At 49.8% G+C, this 21,924-nt stretch carries 16 protein-coding genes and 1 riboswitch; of the genes, 8 read left to right on the top strand and 8 right to left on the bottom strand.

Annotated elements, in window-relative coordinates:
- The first annotated feature begins 91 nt into the window (after positions 1–91).
- A riboswitch (cyclic di-GMP riboswitch) is annotated at positions 92–178 on the top strand.
- Between the two features lie 38 nt (positions 179–216).
- On the bottom strand, positions 217–1,662 hold the full coding sequence (locus AM1_RS21565) for a sugar transferase (RefSeq protein WP_012165012.1): 1,446 nt from the start codon (positions 1,660–1,662) through the stop codon (positions 217–219).
- Positions 1,663–1,985: 323 nt separating this feature from the next.
- On the opposite strand from AM1_RS21565, the gene AM1_RS21560 reads away from it, so the two are divergent.
- From AM1_RS21560 to AM1_RS21530, 7 genes are all read left to right on the top strand, one after another.
- Positions 1,986–3,170, top strand: a complete 1,185-nt coding sequence (locus tag AM1_RS21560) for an RtcB family protein (protein WP_012165011.1) — start codon at positions 1,986–1,988, stop codon at positions 3,168–3,170.
- A gap of 58 nt (positions 3,171–3,228) precedes the next feature.
- Positions 3,229–4,356 (top strand): Holliday junction branch migration DNA helicase RuvB, encoded by a 1,128-nt coding sequence (ruvB, locus tag AM1_RS21555; RefSeq protein ID WP_012165010.1) that lies wholly within the window; start codon positions 3,229–3,231, stop codon positions 4,354–4,356.
- 92 nt (positions 4,357–4,448) lie between these two features.
- Positions 4,449–5,114 carry a glutathione S-transferase family protein gene (locus AM1_RS21550; protein WP_012165009.1) on the top strand — a complete coding sequence of 222 codons (666 nt, stop codon included), beginning with the start codon at positions 4,449–4,451 and terminating at the stop codon, positions 5,112–5,114.
- Between the two features lie 54 nt (positions 5,115–5,168).
- Positions 5,169–5,657, top strand: a complete 489-nt coding sequence (locus AM1_RS21545; RefSeq protein ID WP_012165008.1) for a cupin domain-containing protein — start codon at positions 5,169–5,171, stop codon at positions 5,655–5,657.
- A gap of 422 nt (positions 5,658–6,079) precedes the next feature.
- Complete coding sequence (locus tag AM1_RS21540; RefSeq protein ID WP_148215793.1) at positions 6,080–7,996, top strand: tetratricopeptide repeat protein; 1,917 nt, start codon at positions 6,080–6,082, stop codon at positions 7,994–7,996.
- A gap of 61 nt (positions 7,997–8,057) precedes the next feature.
- The gene (locus AM1_RS21535; RefSeq protein ID WP_012165006.1) at positions 8,058–10,067 is read left to right on the top strand and encodes a tetratricopeptide repeat protein; all 2,010 of its coding nucleotides are present in this window, start codon (positions 8,058–8,060) and stop codon (positions 10,065–10,067) included.
- A 109-nt stretch (positions 10,068–10,176) separates the two neighbouring features.
- The gene (locus AM1_RS21530; RefSeq protein WP_012165005.1) at positions 10,177–12,108 is read left to right on the top strand and encodes a tetratricopeptide repeat protein; all 1,932 of its coding nucleotides are present in this window, start codon (positions 10,177–10,179) and stop codon (positions 12,106–12,108) included.
- Positions 12,109–12,148: 40 nt separating this feature from the next.
- Here AM1_RS21530 and AM1_RS38770 read toward each other — a convergent pair whose 3' ends face one another.
- The 5 genes from AM1_RS38770 to AM1_RS37695 form a co-directional block, all read right to left on the bottom strand.
- On the bottom strand, positions 12,149–16,498 hold the full coding sequence (locus AM1_RS38770) for a TIR domain-containing protein (RefSeq protein ID WP_071819957.1): 4,350 nt from the start codon (positions 16,496–16,498) through the stop codon (positions 12,149–12,151).
- Positions 16,499–16,700: 202 nt separating this feature from the next.
- Complete coding sequence (locus AM1_RS21510) at positions 16,701–17,141, bottom strand: hypothetical protein (RefSeq protein WP_012165001.1); 441 nt, start codon at positions 17,139–17,141, stop codon at positions 16,701–16,703.
- A 4-nt stretch (positions 17,142–17,145) separates the two neighbouring features.
- A complete protein-coding gene (locus AM1_RS21505; RefSeq protein ID WP_012165000.1) occupies positions 17,146–18,687 on the bottom strand; it encodes a phosphate ABC transporter substrate-binding/OmpA family protein in 1,542 nt (513 codons plus the stop codon).
- Positions 18,684–19,367, bottom strand: coding sequence for a PspA/IM30 family protein (locus AM1_RS21500; RefSeq protein ID WP_012164999.1), 684 nt, complete (start codon positions 19,365–19,367; stop codon positions 18,684–18,686). The genes AM1_RS21505 and AM1_RS21500 overlap by 4 nt, the downstream gene beginning before the upstream one ends.
- Before the next feature lie 72 nt (positions 19,368–19,439).
- Complete coding sequence (locus AM1_RS37695) at positions 19,440–19,790, bottom strand: hypothetical protein (protein WP_012164998.1); 351 nt, start codon at positions 19,788–19,790, stop codon at positions 19,440–19,442.
- Positions 19,791–20,036: 246 nt separating this feature from the next.
- Here AM1_RS37695 and AM1_RS21490 point away from each other — a divergent pair, with 246 nt between their 5' ends.
- Complete coding sequence (locus AM1_RS21490) at positions 20,037–21,041, top strand: sugar ABC transporter substrate-binding protein (RefSeq protein ID WP_012164997.1); 1,005 nt, start codon at positions 20,037–20,039, stop codon at positions 21,039–21,041.
- Positions 21,042–21,119: 78 nt separating this feature from the next.
- On the opposite strand, the gene AM1_RS21485 is transcribed toward AM1_RS21490, so the two are convergent.
- Positions 21,120–21,623, bottom strand: coding sequence for a GNAT family N-acetyltransferase (locus AM1_RS21485; protein ID WP_012164996.1), 504 nt, complete (start codon positions 21,621–21,623; stop codon positions 21,120–21,122).
- Positions 21,611–21,892 (bottom strand): type II toxin-antitoxin system TacA family antitoxin, encoded by a 282-nt coding sequence (locus AM1_RS21480; RefSeq protein ID WP_148215792.1) that lies wholly within the window; start codon positions 21,890–21,892, stop codon positions 21,611–21,613. Before AM1_RS21480 ends, AM1_RS21485 begins: the two co-directional genes overlap by 13 nt.
- Positions 21,893–21,924 lie beyond the last annotated feature (32 nt).

Raw genomic sequence — 21,924 nt, 5'->3', positions numbered from 1 at the left:
AAATTTAATGGCTTTTTGTAGTCATGGAGAATAAATCGGTTTATACTCGTATATAGATGGGCTATCGATCCCCCCGTATAGCTCAGTTAAGTCCTCGAAACGGCAACTTGTCTCGAAAGAGCAAGACGCAAATTAACGAGTCTAACCCTTTATAGGCATGATGGTCGTTAATACCGAAGGGACTTTATTTTTATGGTGGGTACATTACCCTACGCTTTAGTACGCACCATAGCCGAACAACACAATTCTTGCAGTTTCTACCAATATCTCGAGATCTAGGTTTAGGGACCAGTTATCGATGTAATACAGATCCAGGCGAGCGGCTTCATTAAAGTTGCCCACCTGGGAGCGGCCTGAAATTTGCCATAACCCTGTCATACCAGGAACAACATGATGGCGGATATGATGCCAAGAGTCAAACCGCTCTACATCCCGGATGGGCAGTGGACGAGGCCCTACAAGGCTCATTTGTCCCAGTAAAACATTAATCAGTTGAGGAAGTTCATCTAAGCTCGTGCGACGTAAGAACTTCCCTAACTTCGTCAGCCGGGGGTCATCTTTGACCTTGAACAGAATGCCATCTTTATTTTGATTCTGAGATTCCAACTGGGCCTGTAGTGCCTCTGCATTAACCACCATGGTTCGAAACTTCCACATTTGGAAGCTCCGTCCGCCCAGCCCAATCCGCTCTTGACAGAAGAACACGGGTCCGGGAGCCGTGAGCTTAATGGCAATGGCAATTCCTATAAAAACGGGCATCAACACAACCAACAAGCCAAGGGCCGCAAAAATATCGATCAAGCGTTTGACCTGATAATCGAGTCCACCTAATAGCGGGACTTCTGTCCTTAAAGTGGGAATATGGGCAAACATTTCGGGAATGCCTCGGCGATGCAGCATTTCTACACTGGAAGGCAAGAGGCGAAGGGTAATTCCTTCTCGTCTCAGTTGCCAATACAGCATTGAGGCCAAATCCGTTTGGGGAAGCTCTTCTGCCAACACTTCGACCGCAGGCGTCTTGCAAATTAACTGCATCATGCTATTAGCATTGGCGGTGGAGGAAAGGGCGGCACCAACAATCCGATACTGTGACTGCTGCTGAATCACTTTAGCGAGCACGGGTAAGCGATCCGCAGGCGCAATAATAAAGACCGGAATTTTGTTGCGGTGGAAGAGGCCAATTTGTTCTAAGACCAGGGTGGTCATCAGCCGTAATCCGATCACCATTACCACACTGCCAAACCAAGCCGTAAAAAATAACGATCGCGGAGCATCGAGCTTGGGGTCATAAAAATAGCTGATCACTAAGGACCATAAATACGTCAAGCTGACCAACTGGCCGGCGCGAACGTAGTGTTTCCAGGCTCCTGATGTGTTGTAAAGTCCACCACAGGCCAGCACAATAACCATCAGGCTCGAAAACACCCAAAATAAGCTGGGTAGCCCTAACCAAGACCACCAAACCAGTTGCGGTGGGATGGGCGCGTAAAACTGATTAAACCGAGCCGCAATTTTCCAGGCAATGCCCAAGGCCAAGAAATCACTCACCAACAAAGCGCTAATTCTGGGCCAACGTCCCATCAAGCCTTTAGCAAATCTTAGTTTTTGAGGGGCTCGAATATCGCCAGTGGAGGGTTCTAAGGAGTGAGGTAACTTAACCACAACACTTGAATGGGACAACGCCATAACTTATAGAATTCAACCTAGCAGCTAACTGCTGCCCAAACATACTGGCCATACTTCAGACATATTGCTGTAACCATTCCCCTGAGGTGATCGTTCCCTTCTGGTGTAGGGAATTCAACATCACCCAGGGATATGGTGTTGACATTGGCGATCAGACTGGAAGAACAGGGCACAAGAAAGGTTGCTGAATCCAAAAAAGCTTTGTAGTATATGTACTACAGATATTTCTACGACTCGTCTCGATTTGAGCTGGGGAATAGAGCTGTTAATCTTTGTGATCTCTGGATGGGGGTGAAACCATGTCTTACCAACAACTGAAGCTGTCAGCACCAAAGTCTGTCCTGTCTTGGGCAAATCATGATTTGGGGCCAGCAGAAACCCAAATGGCAAAGAATGTGGCTTCCCTACCGTTTGTCTATAAGCATGTGGCCTTGATGCCAGACGTGCATCTGGGCAAAGGGGCCTTGGTGGGCTCGGTTGTCGCTACGAAGGATGCGGTGATTCCAGCAGCCGTTGGCGTTGATATTGGTTGTGGCATGGGAGCGATGCAAACGCCTTTCACCGCCGATCAACTGGATAGCAAAGTCCTTAAGCAAATCCGCTTAGATATTGAGGCTACGATTCCGGTGGGCTTCAACCAAAACGACGAAGCGGATAAGTCGGTCTACAACTGGCAGCGCTGGCAGGACTTTAAGCATCTCCATACCGGGGTACAGCACCTGGAAAAGAAAGCCTTGCGCCAAATGGGCTCTTTGGGAGGGGGCAACCACTTTATTGAAGTCTGCGTGGATTCTGATGATCAGGTGTGGCTAATGCTGCATTCCGGCTCCCGCAATATCGGCAATATGTTGGCTCAAAACCATATCAGAACGGCAAAGGAGCTAGCCAAGCTGGCTGAGATGAAATTGCCGGATCTAGATTTGGCCTACTTTGTAGCGGGCACCTCTGAGTTTGCTGCCTATTGGCGGGATTTGCAGTGGGCCCAGGACTACGCCCGCTATAACCGAGAGGTGATGATGGCCCGCTTTAAGCGGATTGTGGAGAAGCATTTGGCTGGGGGCAAACCCACCAAGCCGGTGCTATCCGTTAACTGTCATCACAACTATGCGGAGCAAGAGATGCACTATGGAGAGCAGGTCTATGTCACCCGTAAAGGTGCGGTCCGGGCTCGCCAAGAAGACTACGGCATCATTCCCGGTTCCATGGGCGCGAAGTCCTATATTGTCAAAGGCAAGGGGAATCTGGAAAGCTATTGCTCTTGTAGCCACGGAGCGGGGCGGACCATGTCTCGAACCAAGGCGAAAAAGCACTTTACCCTGGATGATTTGATTGAACAAACCCAAGGGGTGGAGTGCCGCAAGGACAAGGGAATTCTGGATGAAATTCCAGGGGCCTACAAGCCGATTGAAGAAGTGATGGCGAATCAGTCTGACTTGGTAGAGGTGGTCGCCACCCTGAAGCAAGTGGTCTGCGTTAAAGGATAGTGGGGGATTTGGGGGGATCTCCCACCCACTGCCTTTGGCCGCTATGATGGAGGCTATTATGGCCATTGTCTCCTCTAAGCAATCTCCTCAACCGGATGGGTCGAAAAAGCCCTCTCAGGCAAAATCCGTCAAGAAGTCTGTCGAGCACTCTAAGCCCCAACAGACGGATGCATTGTTGCAACCGGAAGCGGTGCAAGAAGAATTCGTTGGTAAGCAAGATGATAAGCTCAGACCCCAGCGGTTTGACGAATATATTGGCCAGCGAGAACTGAAAGAGGTTTTGGATATTGCCATCCAGGCCACGAAATCCCGGCAAGAGGCTCTGGACCATCTCCTTCTCTATGGCCCCCCAGGGCTGGGAAAAACGACGATTTCTTTGATTTTGGCAGCTGAGTTAGGGGTGAATTGTAAAGTCACCAGTGCGCCCGCCCTAGAACGTCCCCGGGATATTGTTGGTTTGCTGGTTAACTTACAACCTCGGGATATCTTATTTATCGATGAAATTCATCGGCTGTCGAGGATGACGGAAGAGCTATTGTATCCGGCGATGGAAGATTTTCGGCTTGATATCACGATTGGGAAAGGGCAGTCTGCACGGATTCGCAGTTTGCCTTTAAAGCCTTTTACCCTAGTCGGTGCAACTACGCGGGTGGGAGCATTGACGTCGCCCTTGAGAGATCGCTTTGGCTTTGTCCAACGGTTGCGTTTTTATGAAGCCGATGAGCTGGGGCAAATTGTGTTGCGAACCGCAGATATCCTCAAGGCCAAAATCACTTCAGATGCGGCAGAGGAAGTGGCCCGGCGGTCCAGGGGGACGCCTCGGATTGCCAACCGCTTGCTGAAACGGGTGCGGGATTATGCGGAGGTCAAGCATTCAGGGGAGATTACCCAAACGATTGCCCAGGAAGCCCTAGAGCTATTTAATGTCGATCCCTGTGGCTTGGACTGGACGGATCGGCGGCTACTGACAGTGATGATTGAGCAATATAACGGTGGTCCGGTGGGCGTGGATACCTTAGCAGCGGCGACAGGGGAAGACTCTCAGACCATTGAAGAGGTCTATGAACCCTATCTGATGCAGATTGGCTATCTGAACCGCACGCCTAGGGGCCGAGTGGCGACGCCTGCAGCCTGGACTCATCTGGGATATCAGCCCCCCGATGAACAAATGCGATTGCTGTCTTAGCAAGCCCCCTCAATACAACGAAGCACCATTGCATTGCAGAACCGCTGAATCCTTTAGACCTAGGCAAAACCCTCACCATTTTGGAGGTCACCATGACAGATCTAACGTTAGTGATTGGCAATAAAAACTATTCCTCATGGTCGTTACGAGCTTGGCTTTTCCTAAAGCAGGTAGGCGTTCCCTTCCAGGAAGTTCGGGTGCCTTTGTTTACGGATAAAACGAGATCGCAACTGGCAAACTATTCTCCTTCAGGACTGGTTCCTGTCCTGATCACAGATGAGGGAACGATTTGGGATTCCCTGGCAATTTGTGAATATGGGGCAGAGACCCATCAACAGGGTTGGCCTCAACCGCCAGCAATCCGGGCTCAAGCTCGGGCTGTTGCGGCAGAAATGCATTCCGGTTTTATGGCGTTGCGATCTGAAATGCCGATGAATTGTCGGGCACGGCGGACAGGGGTGGAGCCTTCTGCAGTCTGCCAAACCAATATTGAACGGATTCTCTCGGTTTGGCAATCTTGCCGTCAAACCTATGGGGAAGCAGGGCCTTGGCTATTTGGGGAATTTTCGGTTGCCGATGCTATGTATGCCCCTGTCGCGTCTCGATTCGTAACCTATGGGGTGTCTTTACCCCAGATCGCCCAGGACTATATCCACACGATCTTCGAGAATCCGCATATGCAGGAATGGCTGCAGGCAGGAGCAACCGAATCTGAAATTATTCAAGCCTCTGAGCGCGGCCAGCCTATTTCTAGATAGCTGGTTTAGCGCTGAATTTATTGTGTAACGCTCAAGTTTCAAAGGAAGACTGAAATGACTGAAACCAATCCTTATCTTCTGCGCGCAGATGCTATTGAACAAACCCCAGAGTTTGCCTTTCAGCACCCCCTAAACCCTAATTCCGAAATTCATCTGCGAGATTTAGGAGCAAAGGTCGGCTTGGAACGAGCGGTCCTGCGGCTTAGTCGGGTACCACCGGGCAAAGAATCGTTTATTTATCATGCCCACCACCATGAGGAGGAGTTTGTCTATATCCTGTCGGGGCGGGGTATTGCCGAAATTGAAGATCAAGAATATGAAGTGGGTCCTGGAGACTTTATGGGCTTTCCAACCCCTTCTGTGGCCCATCATCTTCGCAATCCGTTTGAAGAGGATTTGGTTTATCTGATGGGGGGTGAACACAGGCATGCTGAAATTGGTGAATTCCCTCGCTTGGGCAAACGGATTATTCGAGATGGTGATGATGCCTACTTTGTAGACATTGAAGCTACACAGCCTTTTATACCTAAGAAAAAAGAATAGCTCCAGCATTCCCCCATTTTTGACGCTCCAGCCATCCGTTGAGAGCAGAAAATGGGGTTATCTATACCCAACGACCACAGCAGAGATAAGCTAACTGTGACTCGCTGCACCTCACTTGGACAGGGTGGCTGTGTATCTGTGGCATCGCCCCATGGGTTTTGGATAGTTAGGGTGACGCTTATGGCTTGGCCGGTTGGGGTTAGAGTGCCTGAGCGATTGCAGAGTGTCTGTGATCGAGTCCACTAGCGGGGGTGATATCTCTCATGTTTTGTGGTGAGGGAAACTCCTATGATTCCAGTTATATCTGCATAACGTATTTCGGATTGGTTGAAAAGGCATCAGGTTAGATCGTCTTTTCAATGATGATGACCAATACCGAAGCTCCTCACGACTGGCTATCAACTATAGAAGGACATTACTGCATGCGCCGCTTATCTCTCGCGCTACTGATAGGTCTGGGTCTCTCGTCAATGCCTTATCAAGTTTGGGCACAGCTTCCAGATCAAAAACCCATTAGACATTCAACTCCTGCCACTTGTAATCAGAACTGGGATGCTATTAAGCAACAGTTGGAAAAAGCTGCATTAACCATTGACAAACGCCATGTTGCAGATGGTTACCAGCTTTTGGGACATAACTTACAAAAGTGCAAACAGTTAGATGCTGCACTGTCTGCTTACCGACGAGGACAGACCTTTCACGCTTCTTCCCACAGCACATACCAGATTGCCAAAATTCTCGTTAAACAGCAAAAGTTTACTCAAGCACTTAGTGTCTATCGACAAGGTCAGTTGATTGCGGGAAATACCAAAGGATCTGCCTTAGAGCTGGAGGCACTGACCTATGATGCTTTGGCTGAAGCCTTGGTCCAGGAGGGTAACTTGGATCGTGCGATCGCAATGTATCGATACGCCATCCAAATCAATGCTCAAAACGATATGCGTTGGTACAACCTGGGTAGGGTTTACATTCAGCAAAAGCGTTATCAACAGGCATTCACAGCATTCCGGCAAGTCGAAGAACTTCGAGACTCCACCTCACTGACCGAACAGCAATTAGATGCCCGTGCTTATTACCGCGTTGCAAGCAATATTGATAACCCATCTCCACAACGGGCTGTTTTTCTGAAAAAGTCTATTGAATTGGACCCTGATCTTGAGGGTGCCTATTTTATTTTGGGAGAGCACTATTTTGAGGACAAGCAATGGGATTTAGCCCTTGCTACCTATCGTCGTTTCCTGGAGCTATCTCCCGATAATACGGTGGTGCATCAGAATATGGGATCTCTACTGGTGCGTAAAGGTGATTTGGGCAACGCTTTCTCCCATTTTCGGACTTTGATTCAGCTTGATCAGCGTGAAGTGAGAAAAGGGCTAGCTATTGATAGTGCGGCTTATGTCCTGTTAGCTGGGACCCTCCGATATCAGCATAAACCGGCTGATGCGGTGAAGGCTTATCAGCAAGCTCTTGCCTTAACGCCTGAGGATATTGGGACTCATGCCCAACTCGGCGCTTATCTATCAGAGCTAGGACGTTTGGATGAAGCGATCGTTTACTTAAAACAAGCCCATAAGTTGATAAACCGACCGACGCCAAAAACGCCCCTCTTTATCGGGAGTTCCTATGCAATGCCAGAGAGGGTAACTAGTCTGTTGGCTGATACCCTTGCGAAGCATGGCCGCCCACACGACGCCCTTCGCATCCTCCGCCAAGCTCAAGCCAACTCTCTAACAGGACCATTGACGATAACGACCCTCAGCAAAGTACTGTCGCAAGTGGGGCATCATCAGGAAGCTCGCAAAATATTGCAAAGCGTTTATCCCACAAAGACTCAATTTGAATATGCTGATCCTCCCATTTCTAATGAGGCTCGCCTGATTGCCAAGCATGGCGAAATTTATTTTGAACTCCAGCAATATGACAAGGCATTGCAGCACTATGACGAAGCTCTTCAGTTAGAGCCGAAGTTTCCGTTGGCTCACTATCATCGCGGCGATGTCTTACGTCAGTTGGGGCACTTTGATCAAGCGATCGAAGCTTATCAAACGTCGTTGAGGCTGAGATCCTACAGTTTGGATGTTACTCACAAGACCTATAACGGCTTGGGTTGGTCCTTATTCGAGAGAAAGCAGGTAGAAACAGCGATTTCTGCATTCAAACAAGCTATTCGGTTAAATCCTCAAAATAGTGCAGCTCACTATGGTCTGGGTAAAGCACTGTTAACCCAGCAGCAAAGCGCTAAAGCGATCCAGCATCTGCAAACCGCCTTTGAACTCAATCCTCGACATCCTGGTTTATCCGAGGATTTGCAAAAGGCAAAGGATCAACTTAACGCTTAGCGGCTGCTACAACACCATAAATCACGCCGCCACAAACTCTACGAAATGGACTAAATACAAGATGCATCGATTAACACTTCCTATCACATTAGGTCTAGCCCTGTCTGCGCTGCCGACTCAGGCGATGCCCCAGTTTGAGTTGCAAGCAAGAACACCTAAATTGCCGCCACTACCTCAAGTGGCTTGTGATCAAGATTGGGCTGGATTGAAACAAGCATTGGAACAAGCACCAGCCAATACACCTCCCCTTGTCCTTGAAGGAAGATATTCCAATCTAGGGGGGACATTGGAGCGGTGCAATAAATTTGAGGAAGCAATTGATGTATATGATCAAGAGCGAGGCTTACGGAACTCTCCCTATAGCTTGGGTACGGCAAGGGTTCTGGTTAAGCAGCAAAAACTGAGTCAAGCCCTCGATATCTATCGTCAATTCCATCAGTCACAGGCTGAGATACTAGCTCACCAGCAGCCTGGGGCGAAGACTCCTTCAGAGCAAGAGATTGATGCCCTTGCTCATCAAAGTTTGGGGGAAGTCTTGATGGCGTTGGAGAACGTTGAGGGTGCGATGGCCGAAGGCCGGTCGAAGACCATCGCAACTTTAAAGCAGGCCACCCAGCTGGCGCCCAACAATGGAAAAATTTGGCAGACCTTGGGCCAAGCTCATTTACACGCTCAGCAATTTTCTTCAGCCCAGAAAGCGTTTCGCCGCAGGGTTGAATTGCAGGAATCGACTGACTTAACCGCAAAGCAACTGAATGCCCGTGCCTATCTCCACATGGGTAACGTTCTAACTGCCATAGATGAGGTGCAAAGTATCCCCGTATTGCAGAAAGCGATCGCACTGGATCCTCAATTGTCAGATGCTTATTTCGTTTTAGGGCACAGCTATACCCAGCAAAGACGGTGGAAGGAAGCCATTGCCAGCTATACTCAAAGGCTAAAACTCTCTCCAACGGATGGTCCTAGCCATCTCTTAATGGGAAATCTATTGGTCCGTAAAGGAGACGCTGAGAAGGCTTTTACCCATTACCGAAAATTCTTAGGCCCAGATTCTTCTCCTACTGACGATGCTGAGCTGGATACACAGACTTATTTGTGGTTAGCTAAAGCCCAGAAAAACCATAATCGATTAGACGCTGCGGTGAAAACCTATGAGCAATTGGCAACCTTAAACCCCCAAGATGCCAAGGTGCTTTATGAGATGGGAAAAGTGCTGAGTCAATTGGAACGCTGGGATCAGGCCATTGACGTTTTTCAGCAGGCCCAAGATCTGGTGAACTCAGGCCAATCGGAGGAAACAGCCTCGTTCAAAGCTGAAACTATCTCAGTTCATCTGGGAGAGGCGTTGGCAAAAAGGGGGCTTACCACAGAAGCGCTTCAGGTTTTGCGACAAGCTCAACAAAGCCTTAAAGCAGATTCCATAAGCAGTGAAGTGAAATATTCCCTGAGTAAAGTGCTAATGCAGGTGGGGAAGGTTTGGGAAGCCCGCCAGATTTTGCAAACGGGGCTCCAACAAGATCACTTTTACCTGAAAGTGGCGAATATGGATACGACCCCAGCAGTCAAACTGGAAATGCTCCAAGGCCAGATCTATAGCGACCTGAAACGAGATGATATGGCTCTCAAGCATTATCAGCAAGCGGTTCGTTTAGAGCCTAAATTCGCCTTGAGTTACCAGGCTGCTGGAGAGGCATTACGCCGACAAGGCCAATATGCGCAAGCGATTCTGGCATTTGACAAAGCCGTGCAGCTCAAGCCCCATGATTTATCGGTTATCCAACAGTTTTACCGGGGGCGAGGACTCACATTGCTGGCCCAAGGCAAAGTTAATGCAGCCATTACCGATTTGGAGCGGTTAATCCAGCTTGGATCGTTCGATGTTGAGGTTGCTCATGGGTTAGGGAAAGCCTTGCTGCGGAATAATAAACCGTTGGCTGCGATTGAACATCTAGAAACAGCCTATGATATGAATCCTCGCCATCCTCAAGTGCTCAAGGATCTACAGAATGCGAAGAGACGATCACGCACGAGCATCTGGAGGCGTCGCTTATTAAGCCGTTTAGGCCAATAGTAGCGATCTACTTGAAGAGGAACGTCTGATGCCGGTGCCTTCTTCTAAAAGGAAAACGCTCTGTTGAATACAAACCCTTTCCCATCCGCTGTATACGAAGGATTAAAATATGCGTCGATTGGCTTTTCCACTCGCTTTGGTTTTGGCCTTATCTGCCATGCCTGGCCGGTCTCAGTCACAACTGAAGATTAGTGGCCCTCAGTTTCCTCAACCGACAGAAGCTGAATGTGATCAAGATTGGGCGGGGATGCGTCAAGAGCTGGAAAAGGCATTAGAAAAAACGCCCAAACATGAAATAGCGGGGGGATATCACGCCCTGGGGCAGGCGTTAGAAAGCTGTCAAAAATATGATGAAGCGATTGCTGCTTTTGAACGGGGGAAAACCTTACAAAGCTGGCATGCCCAGTACAAGTTCGATATTGCTAGAGTCCGTATTAGACAGCAAAAATTAACCCAAGCCCTCAATATTTACCGTCAATATCATCAATCTGAATCGAAGCAGCTCTCTGCTAAGGAAATTGATGGGCTTGCCTACAATGATTTAGGTGAAAATTTGGTTTCGGTGGGTGAGTTGGATCGTGCGATCGCAACCTTCGATTACGCGACCCGGCTCACGCCTAAAAATGCTGCGATTTGGAGGAACCTGGGTAAAACCCAAGTCAAAGCCCAGAAATATGACCCAGCCATCCAGTCTTTCCGTCAGGCAGTCCTCATCAAAGAATCGGCGTCGTTAACGGATAGGCAACTTGATGCACGGGCTTACCTGCAGGTGGGACACTATTTAACCTCGACTCAAAAGGTCAAAGAGGGTGTACCGTTTCTAGAAAATGCCATTGCCCTCGATCCGCAATACTCAGATGCCTATTTGGTCTTGGGGCAAAATTATGCCCAGCAAAGACGATGGGATGAAGCGATTACCAATTACACCCAACGGCTTAAACTTTCCCCGAAAAGCGTCTATACCCATACCCTGATGGGCGATGCCCTGATTCGAAAACAAGATTTTGAGGGCGCGTTTACCCAATATCGGCAGTTCTTAGGTTCAAACGCGACTAAACCCGATGCTGAGCTAGATGCTGATGCTTATAAGTGGTTAGCGAAAGCGCTCAAAAAACTCAATCGCTTAGGACCTGCGGTTGAGGCTTATCAGAAGATCGCAGCTCTACAACCTAAAAACGCCCATGTACTGAATGAAATGGGGGTTGTACTCACAACATTGGAGCGGTGGGAAGAGGCGATTGTTGTCCTGAGAAAAGCTCAGGATGTTTTTCAGGCGAATCAGGCCGAGCAGTCCGCCCCCTTTGGTTCAGATATGATTGTGATTAATCTGGGTGGGGCTTTAGCTGGTAATGGTCAAGTAGAGGAGGCGCTGACGGTTCTACGTCCAGTTGTACAGGACTCACCAGAGAATCCTTTTATACGGATGACCCTCGGTAAGGTTCTACTCCAAGCAGGTCAAAAGCAAGAAGCTCGCCAACTGTTGCAAACAGGATTGAAAAAGGTGAGTTTCCCCCTGGCTTTTGTGGGAATTGAGACAACCCCTAACGCGAAATTAGAGACGGTACTCGGACAGCTCTACTTTGAACTCAAACAATATGACTTGGCACTCGCACATTATCAAAAGGCAGTTCAGATCGACCCTGATTTTGCGGTAGGTCATTTCGCGGTGGGGAATATTCTGCGTCGACAGGGTAAATCCGATCAGGCGATTCCAGCCTATGAAAAAGCGCTAAAACTACAACCACGCAATTTATTTTTTACTCACCAGTTCTACAGTGGACGGGGGTTGGCGTTGTTGGCGCAAGGCAAGGAGGCGGCGGCTATTGCTGATTTTGAACGAGCAACTCAGCTAAATGCCATCAATGTTGAGGCACTACACGGGCTAGGGAAAGCGTTGCTTCAGCAAAATAAACCATCGGCAGCGATTCCCCATTTGGAAGCGGCTTATGATTTGAATCCTGGCTATCCCCAAGTTGCTGAAGATTTGCGGCTTGCGAAGAGCCAAACTTCTGTAGAGTCTAATCCACCTCAAACGGAATAATTGCATGGCTCAAGGGACAGAGTGGATTTGCTGAGGATGATTATCGAGGTGGCAAGAGCTGATCACGAATCCGCTGTAAGTTCAGAGCTGTAAAGGGTTCGCCCTGAAAGATGATGGTTTGCTCTAAGGGGCCTGAGGTTGTAGACTCACTCCGATCAAAATTGGGCCGAACCCGCTCTGAGTCTTGGCAGGCCGCGGTGACATTCATCCAGAGGATGTCGCCGCTGTTGTCCCGGAGGACCAGCATAACGGGATAGGCTTGCTGCTGCCAATAGCTACAAAGGTCGGGGCTAGCGTGGATCAGAACTGCTTGTCCTTCTTGATGTTCGTAGGCAAAAGACTCTCTGGGTTTGAGCTGCAGGTAGACTCTTTGGCCGCTAGGGTTGCCATTCCAGTCTTTAAATTCAATTTCATGATCGACTCCCCAATTGCTTTGGGCAAGGACACGGAAGGTTTGGCCTGTTTCTTGGGCAACGCTAAAGGCATGTCCCTTCAGAATCAGTTCCTGGCTATCGTGGTCGATCTTAGATTTAGCTTTAGCTTCTAAATCGCGAACCTTTTGTTGGAACTCTGGATCGGCAAATTTCTGCTCCATCAAATCCCAAAGTACGAACTTTTGGTCGCAATTTTGGCAACGGATTTGGGCTTGATGGCCATCTTCTTCTAGTTTTTTGTGCGCCAATTCTGTATCGCGGACGGGATGACCACAGTGAGGACAAATAAAGTGACGTAGGCGCAGGGTGTCTTTGCCTTTGGTCAGCAAATGTTCGTGGACATATTTGGTGAACATCACTTTCAGGTCATCAGTAACACCTGCCTCAAAGTAAACAGAGATTTCTCCTGCCCCGTCCCGCTTGCGTTCCATCAGTAAGCCCATACGAGCGCCCGTTGGGCTATGGAAGTCAGCGGCAAATCGCCAGAGGTCACCGTTTTCAAAAACGGGCGTGTTGCGCAGGCGGACCACTAGAGTGGCGTAAATTTCTTCCAAAAACCCCTTAAATCGATAGGTGACCAGTACGGGCGGATGGCCCGGATCTTCAGGGAGTTCTCGCTTACAGTAGGAGGGAAAAATCAGCTCCATCCCCGAAGGAGTTGAGGTTCTAGAACAAATACCCCGATCCACCAAGGTTTGATGCATGGCCCGCAGAATAATATCTTCTTGGATGGCATCGAGCCTGTCCATTTGCTGGGGGGTACTGTTGGTTCCATTCCCTTCGTGAGCACTATTGTCGGTGGGACGGTAATCGAGGGTGAAATTAAGGTCGCTTCTAAGGATTTTGTCTTCATTAATAATGCCAATTTCGCCAATTTCTCGGACGCTGCGAATGACGGCGGCGGCATATTTGTTGATCCACTCTGGCTGGAGCAGGACAAAGTCACCAAATTCCAACTTCCAGACAATACCGGGGCCTGCCAACAATCCGACCACAGCTCGAAGTTGGGCAAGGGAAAATTGCTCCTCTGGTAGACGCATCTCCATTTGCTGCTTCAGTTCACTGATGCGAAACAGGACAAATCCCTGGTCTCGGAGCTGGAGAATTTCATCTTTTAGGAGTTTGAAAATGCGGGGAGATGAGGTGTGGGGAATGCTGTCCCAGTCAATTTCATCGATTATGGCGGTTTTTAAATCCTGACAGCCATGACCACTGAGAGCACTGGTTTCCAAGTATTGAACAAAACTGTGGTTTTGGGCAAACTGTTGAATGCGGCTCTGGCTCACCATTAATCGGCCTCGATCGCAGCGTCCCGCTACCAATAGCTTCTTAAAGGGGCGTTGTGCAGCCCGAGTAATCTCTCGATCCCATTGACTCAGCCCTTCAAACGGGTCTTCGCTTTGGGGATTAAAGACCAGGACCGCCAGGGCCGTTTCATCCATAAACAGTTGGTGAATCAGGCGATAGTCGGCTTGCCCGGCAAAATCCCATAGCCAAATTTCCCGATCAATTCCGTCCGGGCTATTATCGTGAGGGAGTCGTAATTGAGTAGCCCAGTGGGCATCGGTGGAAATGGTGGCTTCAAATCGATTTTGGGTGAGCCGGAGGGCCAACCCCGTTTTGCCTACTCCACTTTCCCCCACTAAGACTACCTTGGCATTGGTATAACGGGCCGCAGCAGAACTCTGTACTGACGTTGGTTGGACTTCCGTCGACCATCCCAATAGCCGACCGTTCCGAGCCGCAGCATAATAGCAGCACGGTTGCAAAATTACGCTTCTGACAGAATCGGTGTGTCCCTCGAAAGATTTTAGGCATTGGCCAGAGTCGAGGTCCCAGAGTTTGACTGTCTGATCATCAGAGCCGGAGAGGGCGTGACAGCCATCAGCGGTGAGAGCAACACTCCCGACGTTAGCGGTATGTCCTTCAAGGGTTTGCAGACATTGCCCGGAGTCAAGGTCCCAGAGTTTGACTGTTCGGTCTGCAGAGCCAGAGAGGGCGCGGTGGCCATCGATGGTGAAGGCAACGCTCCCGACGTTAGCGGTGTGTCCTTCAAGGGTTTGCAGGCATTGACCAGAGTCAAGGTCCCAGAGTTTGACTGTTCGGTCAGAGGAACCGGAGAGGGCGCGGCGACCATCGACGGAGAGGGTGACGCTCCAGACATAAGCGATGTGTCCTTCAAGAGTTTGCAGGCATTGCCCAGAGTCAAGGTCCCAGAGTTTGACTGTTCGGTCAGAGGAACCGGAGAGGGCGCGGCAGCCATCGGGGGTGAGGACGATACTCCCAACGTCAGAAGTGTGTCCTTCAAGGGTTTGCAGGCATTGACCAGAGTCAAGGTCCCAAAGTCTGATGGTTTGGTCAGCAGAGCTGGAGACGGCGCGGCAGCCATCGGCAGTGAGGGCGACGCTCCAGACGTTAGCGGTGTGTCCTTCGAGGGTTTGCAGGCATTGGCCAGAGTCAAGGTCCCAAAGTCTGATGGTTTGGTCAGCAGAGCCGGAGACGGCGCGGCAGCCATCGGCGGCGAGGGCGACGCTCCAGACGTTAGCGGTGTGTCCTTCGAGGGTTTGCAGGCATTGGCCGGAGTCGAGGTCCCAGAGTTTGACAATTCGGTCAGCAGAGCCGGAGACGGCGCGGCAGCCACCAGTGGCGAGGGCGACGCTCCCGACGATAGCGGTGTGTCCTTCAAGGGTTTGCAGGCATTGCCCGGAGTCAAGGTCCCAGAATTTGACGGTTCGGTCAGAGGAACCAGAGAGGGCGCAGCAGCCATCAGTGGTGAGGGCGACACTCTCGATGCTAGCGGTGTGCCCTCGGAGGGTTTGGATGCATTGCCCGGAGTTAAGGTCCCAGAGTTTAACGGTTCGGTCAGAAGAGCCGGAAAGGGCACGGCGACCATCGGCGTCGAGGGCGACACTCCAGACGTTAGCAGTGTGTCCTTGCAGGTTTTGGAGACATTGCCCGGAGTCAAGGTCCCAGAGTTTGACGGTTTTGTCAGCAGAGCCAGAAAGAGCACGGTGACCATCGGCGGAGAGGGCGACACTACTGACGTCATCGGTGTGTCCTTGGAGAGTTTGGAGGCATTTCCCGGAGTTAAGGTCCCAGAGTTTGACGGTTTTGTCAGCAGAGCCAGAAAGAGCACGACGACCATCGGCGGAGAGGGCAATGCTCTCGACGTAAGCAATATGTCCTTCAAGGGTTTGGAGGCATTGCCCGGAGTCAAGGTCCCAGAGTTTGATGGTTTTGTCAGCAGAGCCAGAAAGGGCGCGGCGGCCATCGGGGGTGAGGGCGATACTCCCGACGTCAGAGTCGTGTCCTTCGAGGGTTTGCAGGCATTGGCCGGAGTCGAGGTCCCAGAATTTGACGGTTTTGTCAGCAGAGCCAGAGAGAGCACGGCGGCCATCAGCGGTGAGGGCAACACTCCAGACGTTAGCAGTGTGTCCGGCTAAAAATCGCTCTAATCTCGCGTCTGTAACCCCAGTAGTAGTAGGGTTAAGAATATCATTCTCATGCAGAGTCGTCTGTTCTTGGTTTGGAGATTTGTCTACTGGCGCGGGAGGTTGACATGCTTTGAGTATACGGTTGTATTGTTCAAGTGTTGGTTGCCTCCAATCAATATGGGCAAATGGCCGCAAGCTATCATTAATAGGCTCTTCGTCCAACAATATAGGGATAAATCGTCTCTCCTTATTTATGGGGTCCCTAAACAAGATTGTCTGATGTTCGAGGGTGACCCAGTCTGAGCCAAAGGCATTTTGGGACATACATAAGACTAAAGTGTGTGATTGCTCCAACCCTTCGGCAATCTTGGCTGGGATTAAATCTCCAGGTTGAATCATCCAATCGTCTAACCAAACCCGAAGCCCGTCAGCCCGCAACTTCTCAGCCAGTTCCAAAACAGTCGGTTTATCTTGACTGCTATGACTCAGAAAGACATCGTATTTGAACTTTCGCTCAGTCATCAGGCATTACTGACAAATGGATAGCTACCACCAGAATCCTCGCATCCAACCCCAAAAAATAGCAATATTCACCTTTAATCTCAATCTCTCGTTGCCCCTCTCCTCAATTTAGATGAGGAACTGGGGGTAGGCCAAAGGAGACTGTTTTCTTGTTTTCTACCCAACCCCGACTCAAAGATTCAGATATTGCAGTATTTTTCACTCACAGAATTTGATCAATGGTAAGGACAGCTCTCAACTCCTCTAACGAGGATTCTTCAACGGATGAGAAATCAAAGCGGCACAAGTTTTTAGTTGGCAGTCGCTTTCCCTGGCTGACCCCGGCATCAAAATTGTCGCAATGGTGCTGAGTGAATCGGTAGTCCTGGGGATAGAGAAATCGAGCGGCGAACTTAAACACCCAGAGGTGAAAGGGATTTAGGGTGGTATCATTTCCCATCGTAAAGCCAATAATAAATGCTTCATCCTCCGGAGACTTCCCCCGATTGAGTAAGAGATGTAGGTAATCATGCTCCTTGAGGGGAATCGCTCCAGCCAGGGCGAGGGGACTATCTGGATTTTCTAAGAGCCAGATAATCCAAGGCACCTCTGACTGCTGGATACCGCCAAAGCGCTGGTAGGCTTGGCGCAAAGACTCCGCCATCCCCCTATCCCCCTACCCGTCTGAGCTGGATCTCAGTGCGCTGTTGTGCAGGACTGGCTGGGTCAACGCCTGGGAGTTGAGCAGAGAAGCCTTTGCCCTCTGCCACCAGATTAGGGCGGACTCCTTGAGACCGGAGGAAATTAGCCACCACTTGGGCTCGTTGCTGACTCAACGTCTGATTCGTGGCAGCGGACCCCGTTTTTGAGGTGTGTCCCACCACGTTCACGGCAATGGTACTGGGATTGAATTCGTTGATTTCTTGAGCGAGGGCCTTGAGAGTGGATTGGCTATCTCCCGATAACACCGCAGAACCTGTTGCAAATTTCACCTCACCTCTGACCTTGAAGTTACCCACCTGCGGAGCTGATTGAATTTGCTGGGGAGTGACCTGGGCTTTGGTTGTTGAGGACTTCTGCCCCCGGAGTACTTTGGCCAACTCAGGATCTGTGGCGGCAATAGATGCCACCAATTGTTCAGAATTGGTCACGGCCTGGGCAATAAAGTCTTGGGTATAGAGGGCACGGGGATTCTGGACCAGCCCTGCCGTCTCACCTGTGAGGGAAAGAACCGCTGAAGTTGCTTCAATGCGCTTGGCTAAGGTGCCAGCATTCATCCACTGATGGGATTCCAGAGCGGTGAAAAAGTCGATGCCCTTAGAGACTGAAGTGGCATCCTGGGTGGATAGATTGCCGTCTTTACCAATTTGCTGACTGAGGGCACTTGAGTCGCGAATGAGCTGATCCGCATGTTGGTAATAGAGGGTGAGGAATTGACTGAGGTCTTCGGGACGGTTTTGAATCAGCTGATTGCTGGCTACAATCACGTCAATAATGGCATCGGGAACGTCACTGCTGGAGAGAACGACGGTGTTGCCTTCTTTGCGGGCTTTGGATACGAAGGGTTCCCAGAGAATTGCGATCGCAACTCCTGCATCAGACTTTAACAACTCGTAAGCCTGAGTGGACTCTTCCACTTCCACCACTTCAAAATCCGACAAGCTCAACCCTTCAAACTTCAGATCCAGCAGCTTGGCGAGGTATTCACTGGGGGTGCCTGCCGAGTAAACCAACTTTAGGGGAGCTGAAGCGGAGGCACGCACCTTGGCAATATCATTCAATCCCTTTAGCTCCAGGTATTGCTGAGTATTCAGCACCACGGCATCCGCACCCACGGTTTTATCAATCAGGCCGACGATGCGACCTTGGGGTTGGTGCTTTAGATACTGATCAAGAGTGGTGACAATGATGTCAGCCTTCTGGCCGAGGGCTTTGGCTCTAGCGGCTTGATCGAATTCATCCTGATAGCGAATGCCTAGATCCGCTTGGGTGATCTTGGCGGCGAAGGGGTCGGCCCGTAAGGTGCTGTAGCCGGAGAAGGTATCGCCCAGTACCGTAAGCTGTCGGGCTTCATTGCCATAGGCGAGTTGGTTAAGGGGAGCAGGGGCTCCTAGATTGATGGCATTGAGGCCCATATACCCACCTCCAAATACGAGTAATGCGGCACCGATATAGGCGATGGGGGGTAATCCTTTTCTTTTAACGGTCATGATTGCTCCTTATTTTCTACAGTGGGGTTGGCTAGCTTCGCCTTCAGTTGGGCTAGGCGATCCTGGGCATGGAGGGTTTTAATCGCTCTCGATGTTCCCTTCAGCTCTCCCTGAACGTCTGAGGTGGCTTGGGCTTGGATATTGCGCCGTTGGATGGCGGCTTGGGATTTTTCAAACCGTCGCATTGCCGATTGGCTATCAATGCCTGCCGCTTGGTTGGCCCGCTCTAAGGCCTGGGTGACCTGCAGGGTGGAAGCTCCCATTTTTTGCTGGGCCTGCATCTTTTTCAGCTCCAGTTGGGCTTCTTTCATGCGGGCTGTTCCTTCCGCTAGGGTTTGTTTGGCAAATAACACCTGTTCTTCAAGCTGAGGGCGATACTCTTCTAGAACATCCAGTTCGGCTAATACGGCCAGAGCGGCATCATCTTCACCAGCAGCTACTAACTCTTCAGCCTGGTCACTGAGGGCTTTTACCTGTTGCTCCGTCTCGTCATGGAGCCGGAGGGCCTGCGCTAAAGCGCCTTTTTGCAGACCCACCGAATCGACTAATGTTTGAAAGGCCTGAGTCAGATCATCGATACTGTCTTCGCTGACTTGGGCAGCAATGTCTCCGCCTGCATCGATGGGCATTCCCCATAGCCAATTCCAGGTAGCTCTGACGACTGTTTTTGTGCGATTCATATTTTTGATATCAACCTCTAAATAAAGCTAAAAATTTTCATCGTTTTTTCAACCCAGAAAAACGATGGAGAATTATTTTGGCACTTCTTGAATTTCGATAATATTTCGGTACCAAGAAAGAAAGGGAACTCTTGTTCCTGAGACTTTTGCTTTATAAGTTTTTCCTTCATCTATTCGTCCATAGATGTCGGAAGAATTGAACTTAAAGAAGGCAATAGAGTCTGTATTTTCAAACGTTTCATTTTCAGTAAAGATGAGGTATCGAGATGAGTTGCCATCAACAACCCGCTCTGCCTTGTCAACAGTGAACGTGGCATGGTCTTGGGTTGCATAGTGGAAAACTGGATAAGCAATCAGGGGGACCGCAATAAATGAGACGGTGGCTAATGCTTGCCAAGTGCATCCTGAATGAGTACTTTGCATTGCTCGACTCCTCTCACCTAAGATTTTGATTAATAATCCTGACTGTCTGTTTTTTCATAGTTGGAAAAGCTGTTTTTCGATCTCTCTCATGCAGTTGTTTTTCTCATTGTCTTTAAGATATTTGTGATCAACAATGAGGTTTTTTCTGCTGTTTCAGGAATTGAAATCTGCTTTTTCAGGTTTTTTCAGGTTGCGATTTTGAGCAGGATATAATTTCCTCTGTGCTGAAGTTCTGCTGAGGGTCCTGTGCGCCGAATAATTGTGATTGGTCTACTCGTGGCGATGATGGTTGCTTGTCGGCCATCCCTGCGATCTACGACAACAGCACCCGTAGACAGTCCCACCCTGGTGCAGCCTGCAACTGAGATGCTGAATTTGACGTTAATTCAGCATGCCTCCTGTCCTTGGGCTTATTTTTGGTGTGTGGTGGAAACGGGCATCCATGATGCTGCCCAGGATTTGGGGGTTGAAGTCACCATTCGTCGTCCCCACACCTTCGACCCTGATGCCGTGACCCAATTGATTGAGTCAGCCATCGATGGACCGACTCGACCCGATGCCATTGGGGTGGCCGTCATTGATCCAGAGCGATTCCGAGCGCCCCTAACCCGGGCGGTGCGGAAGTTCAATATTCCAGTGATTGCCTACAATGCAGGGTCAGGGCCAGACCAAGACAATATTCCCTACCGAGCCTATATCGGACCGGATGAGCGACAAGGAGGATATGAAGCTGGGAAGCGCTTGCTGGGCGAGTCTCCCCCTGCAGTAAAAGGAGCCTGTATTAATCACCAGCCCAGTGCTTTGAATTTGGAGGCGCGTTGCCAAGGTTTTTTCGACGCTTTGAAGGAAGCTGGTTTGGCAGCTGAGCAGGTCAATATTACGCCTAATCCAGCGGAATCCAAGAAAATTTTGCAGCGCTATCTTGCCCAAAAGCCTGAGGTCAATGTCTTTTTGACCCTTGGCCCGGAAGCAGCGGTCCCTTTTTATGAGGTCATCTCTAATCGAAAAGACACTTATCGACACGGCACCTTTGATCTCAGTCGGACTATCCTGACCGCCATTGAGCAGGGAACGACGCTATTTGCCATTGATCAACAGCCCTATTTGGAAGGGTATTTAACGGTGCAATGGCTTACCTGGATTCAGCGCCACGGGTTTAGCCCTCCTAGCGAGATTATTTCCACTGGACCGAGTTTTATCGATCGCACCAATATCGATCTCATTCAGCAGCAGGTAGGGGAATATAGATGATCACTTGAGTGAAACGTGCATTTATGCTGCGGACCGGATAGGCGTTTGGGCAATTCTGGCATAAATGTAAATTGCTTTTTATACTTTGCGTTTAGGTAGTGGATCAATCAAGGTCAGAGGGATATCAGGCAGCTCTAAAAAACCACATTTGTCTCGGTAAAAGGCAAACGCTTTTTCATCCTTCGCTTTAACAATTAAGACTCTAACTCCGATTGCATTAGCAGCAATGAGGGTTTGAGCAACAGCATGATTGACTAAACCTCGTCCTAAACCTAAGCCTTCATACCTCTGATCGACGGCTAATCGGCCTAGAACAACGGCTGGAACTGGATCAGGGGCATTCCTGGTAACCCGATTGGGAAGCCACTGCCGTTGCACACTACCCGCAGACAAACAGTAATAGGCAGCCACTTGATCTGACCCTTTTGGTGTGACGACAAAGACTCTGGAATACCCATAGCCATGATTATGTTTGGCTTTCTTTTGTAGCCAGGTATTGAGTATGGCACTACTGCTTTTAAAGGTTGACAGATCATGATGTTGGCTGAGAACAGTGGGAGGGGTAAAGGTTAGCTGTCCCACGGCGCTTGATGATCTTGTAGGGCTTTCCGAGCTGCCGAGGGTTCGGGGGGATTGTCCAAAATTTCCATAAAGGCATCCCACCCACCATTCGATAGATAGAAAGTCGTTTGGCTTAGCAATAGTTCTTGGGCTTCTCGGTAAGAGGCATCCACCATAAATTCAGTTCTTGTTTTGCCTGCCACAGCCGCAGCTCTGTCGATGACATCTCCACGATGGGGGTCAACCTTGAGGTTAATCTTCTTCTTAGTACTTTGTGTCGGAGAGGACATAGCTATAGTTCTCGCACAAGTTCGTAGGTACA

It is taken from the genome of Acaryochloris marina MBIC11017 (assembly GCF_000018105.1).
GTDB lineage: Bacteria > Cyanobacteriota > Cyanobacteriia > Thermosynechococcales > Thermosynechococcaceae > Acaryochloris > Acaryochloris marina.
This window is presented reverse-complemented; position numbering and strand designations above follow the sequence as displayed.

Bases quoted from the DNA above. Each gene is read 5' to 3' on its own strand.
- AM1_RS21560 (WP_012165011.1), top strand. From the start codon at position 1,986: ATGTCTTACCAACAACTGAAGCTGTCAGCACCAAAGTCTGTCCTGTCT.
- ruvB (WP_012165010.1), top strand. From the start codon at position 3,229: ATGGCCATTGTCTCCTCTAAGCAATCTCCTCAACCGGATGGGTCGAAA.
- AM1_RS21550 (WP_012165009.1), top strand. From the start codon at position 4,449: ATGACAGATCTAACGTTAGTGATTGGCAATAAAAACTATTCCTCATGG.
- AM1_RS21545 (WP_012165008.1), top strand. From the start codon at position 5,169: ATGACTGAAACCAATCCTTATCTTCTGCGCGCAGATGCTATTGAACAA.
- AM1_RS21540 (WP_148215793.1), top strand. From the start codon at position 6,080: ATGCGCCGCTTATCTCTCGCGCTACTGATAGGTCTGGGTCTCTCGTCA.
- AM1_RS21535 (WP_012165006.1), top strand. From the start codon at position 8,058: ATGCATCGATTAACACTTCCTATCACATTAGGTCTAGCCCTGTCTGCG.
- AM1_RS21530 (WP_012165005.1), top strand. From the start codon at position 10,177: ATGCGTCGATTGGCTTTTCCACTCGCTTTGGTTTTGGCCTTATCTGCC.
- AM1_RS38770 (WP_071819957.1), bottom strand. From the start codon at position 16,498: ATGACTGAGCGAAAGTTCAAATACGATGTCTTTCTGAGTCATAGCAGT.
- AM1_RS21510 (WP_012165001.1), bottom strand. From the start codon at position 17,141: ATGGCGGAGTCTTTGCGCCAAGCCTACCAGCGCTTTGGCGGTATCCAG.
- AM1_RS21505 (WP_012165000.1), bottom strand. From the start codon at position 18,687: ATGACCGTTAAAAGAAAAGGATTACCCCCCATCGCCTATATCGGTGCC.
- AM1_RS21500 (WP_012164999.1), bottom strand. From the start codon at position 19,367: ATGAATCGCACAAAAACAGTCGTCAGAGCTACCTGGAATTGGCTATGG.
- AM1_RS37695 (WP_012164998.1), bottom strand. From the start codon at position 19,790: ATGCAAAGTACTCATTCAGGATGCACTTGGCAAGCATTAGCCACCGTC.
- AM1_RS21480 (WP_148215792.1), bottom strand. From the start codon at position 21,892: ATGTCCTCTCCGACACAAAGTACTAAGAAGAAGATTAACCTCAAGGTT.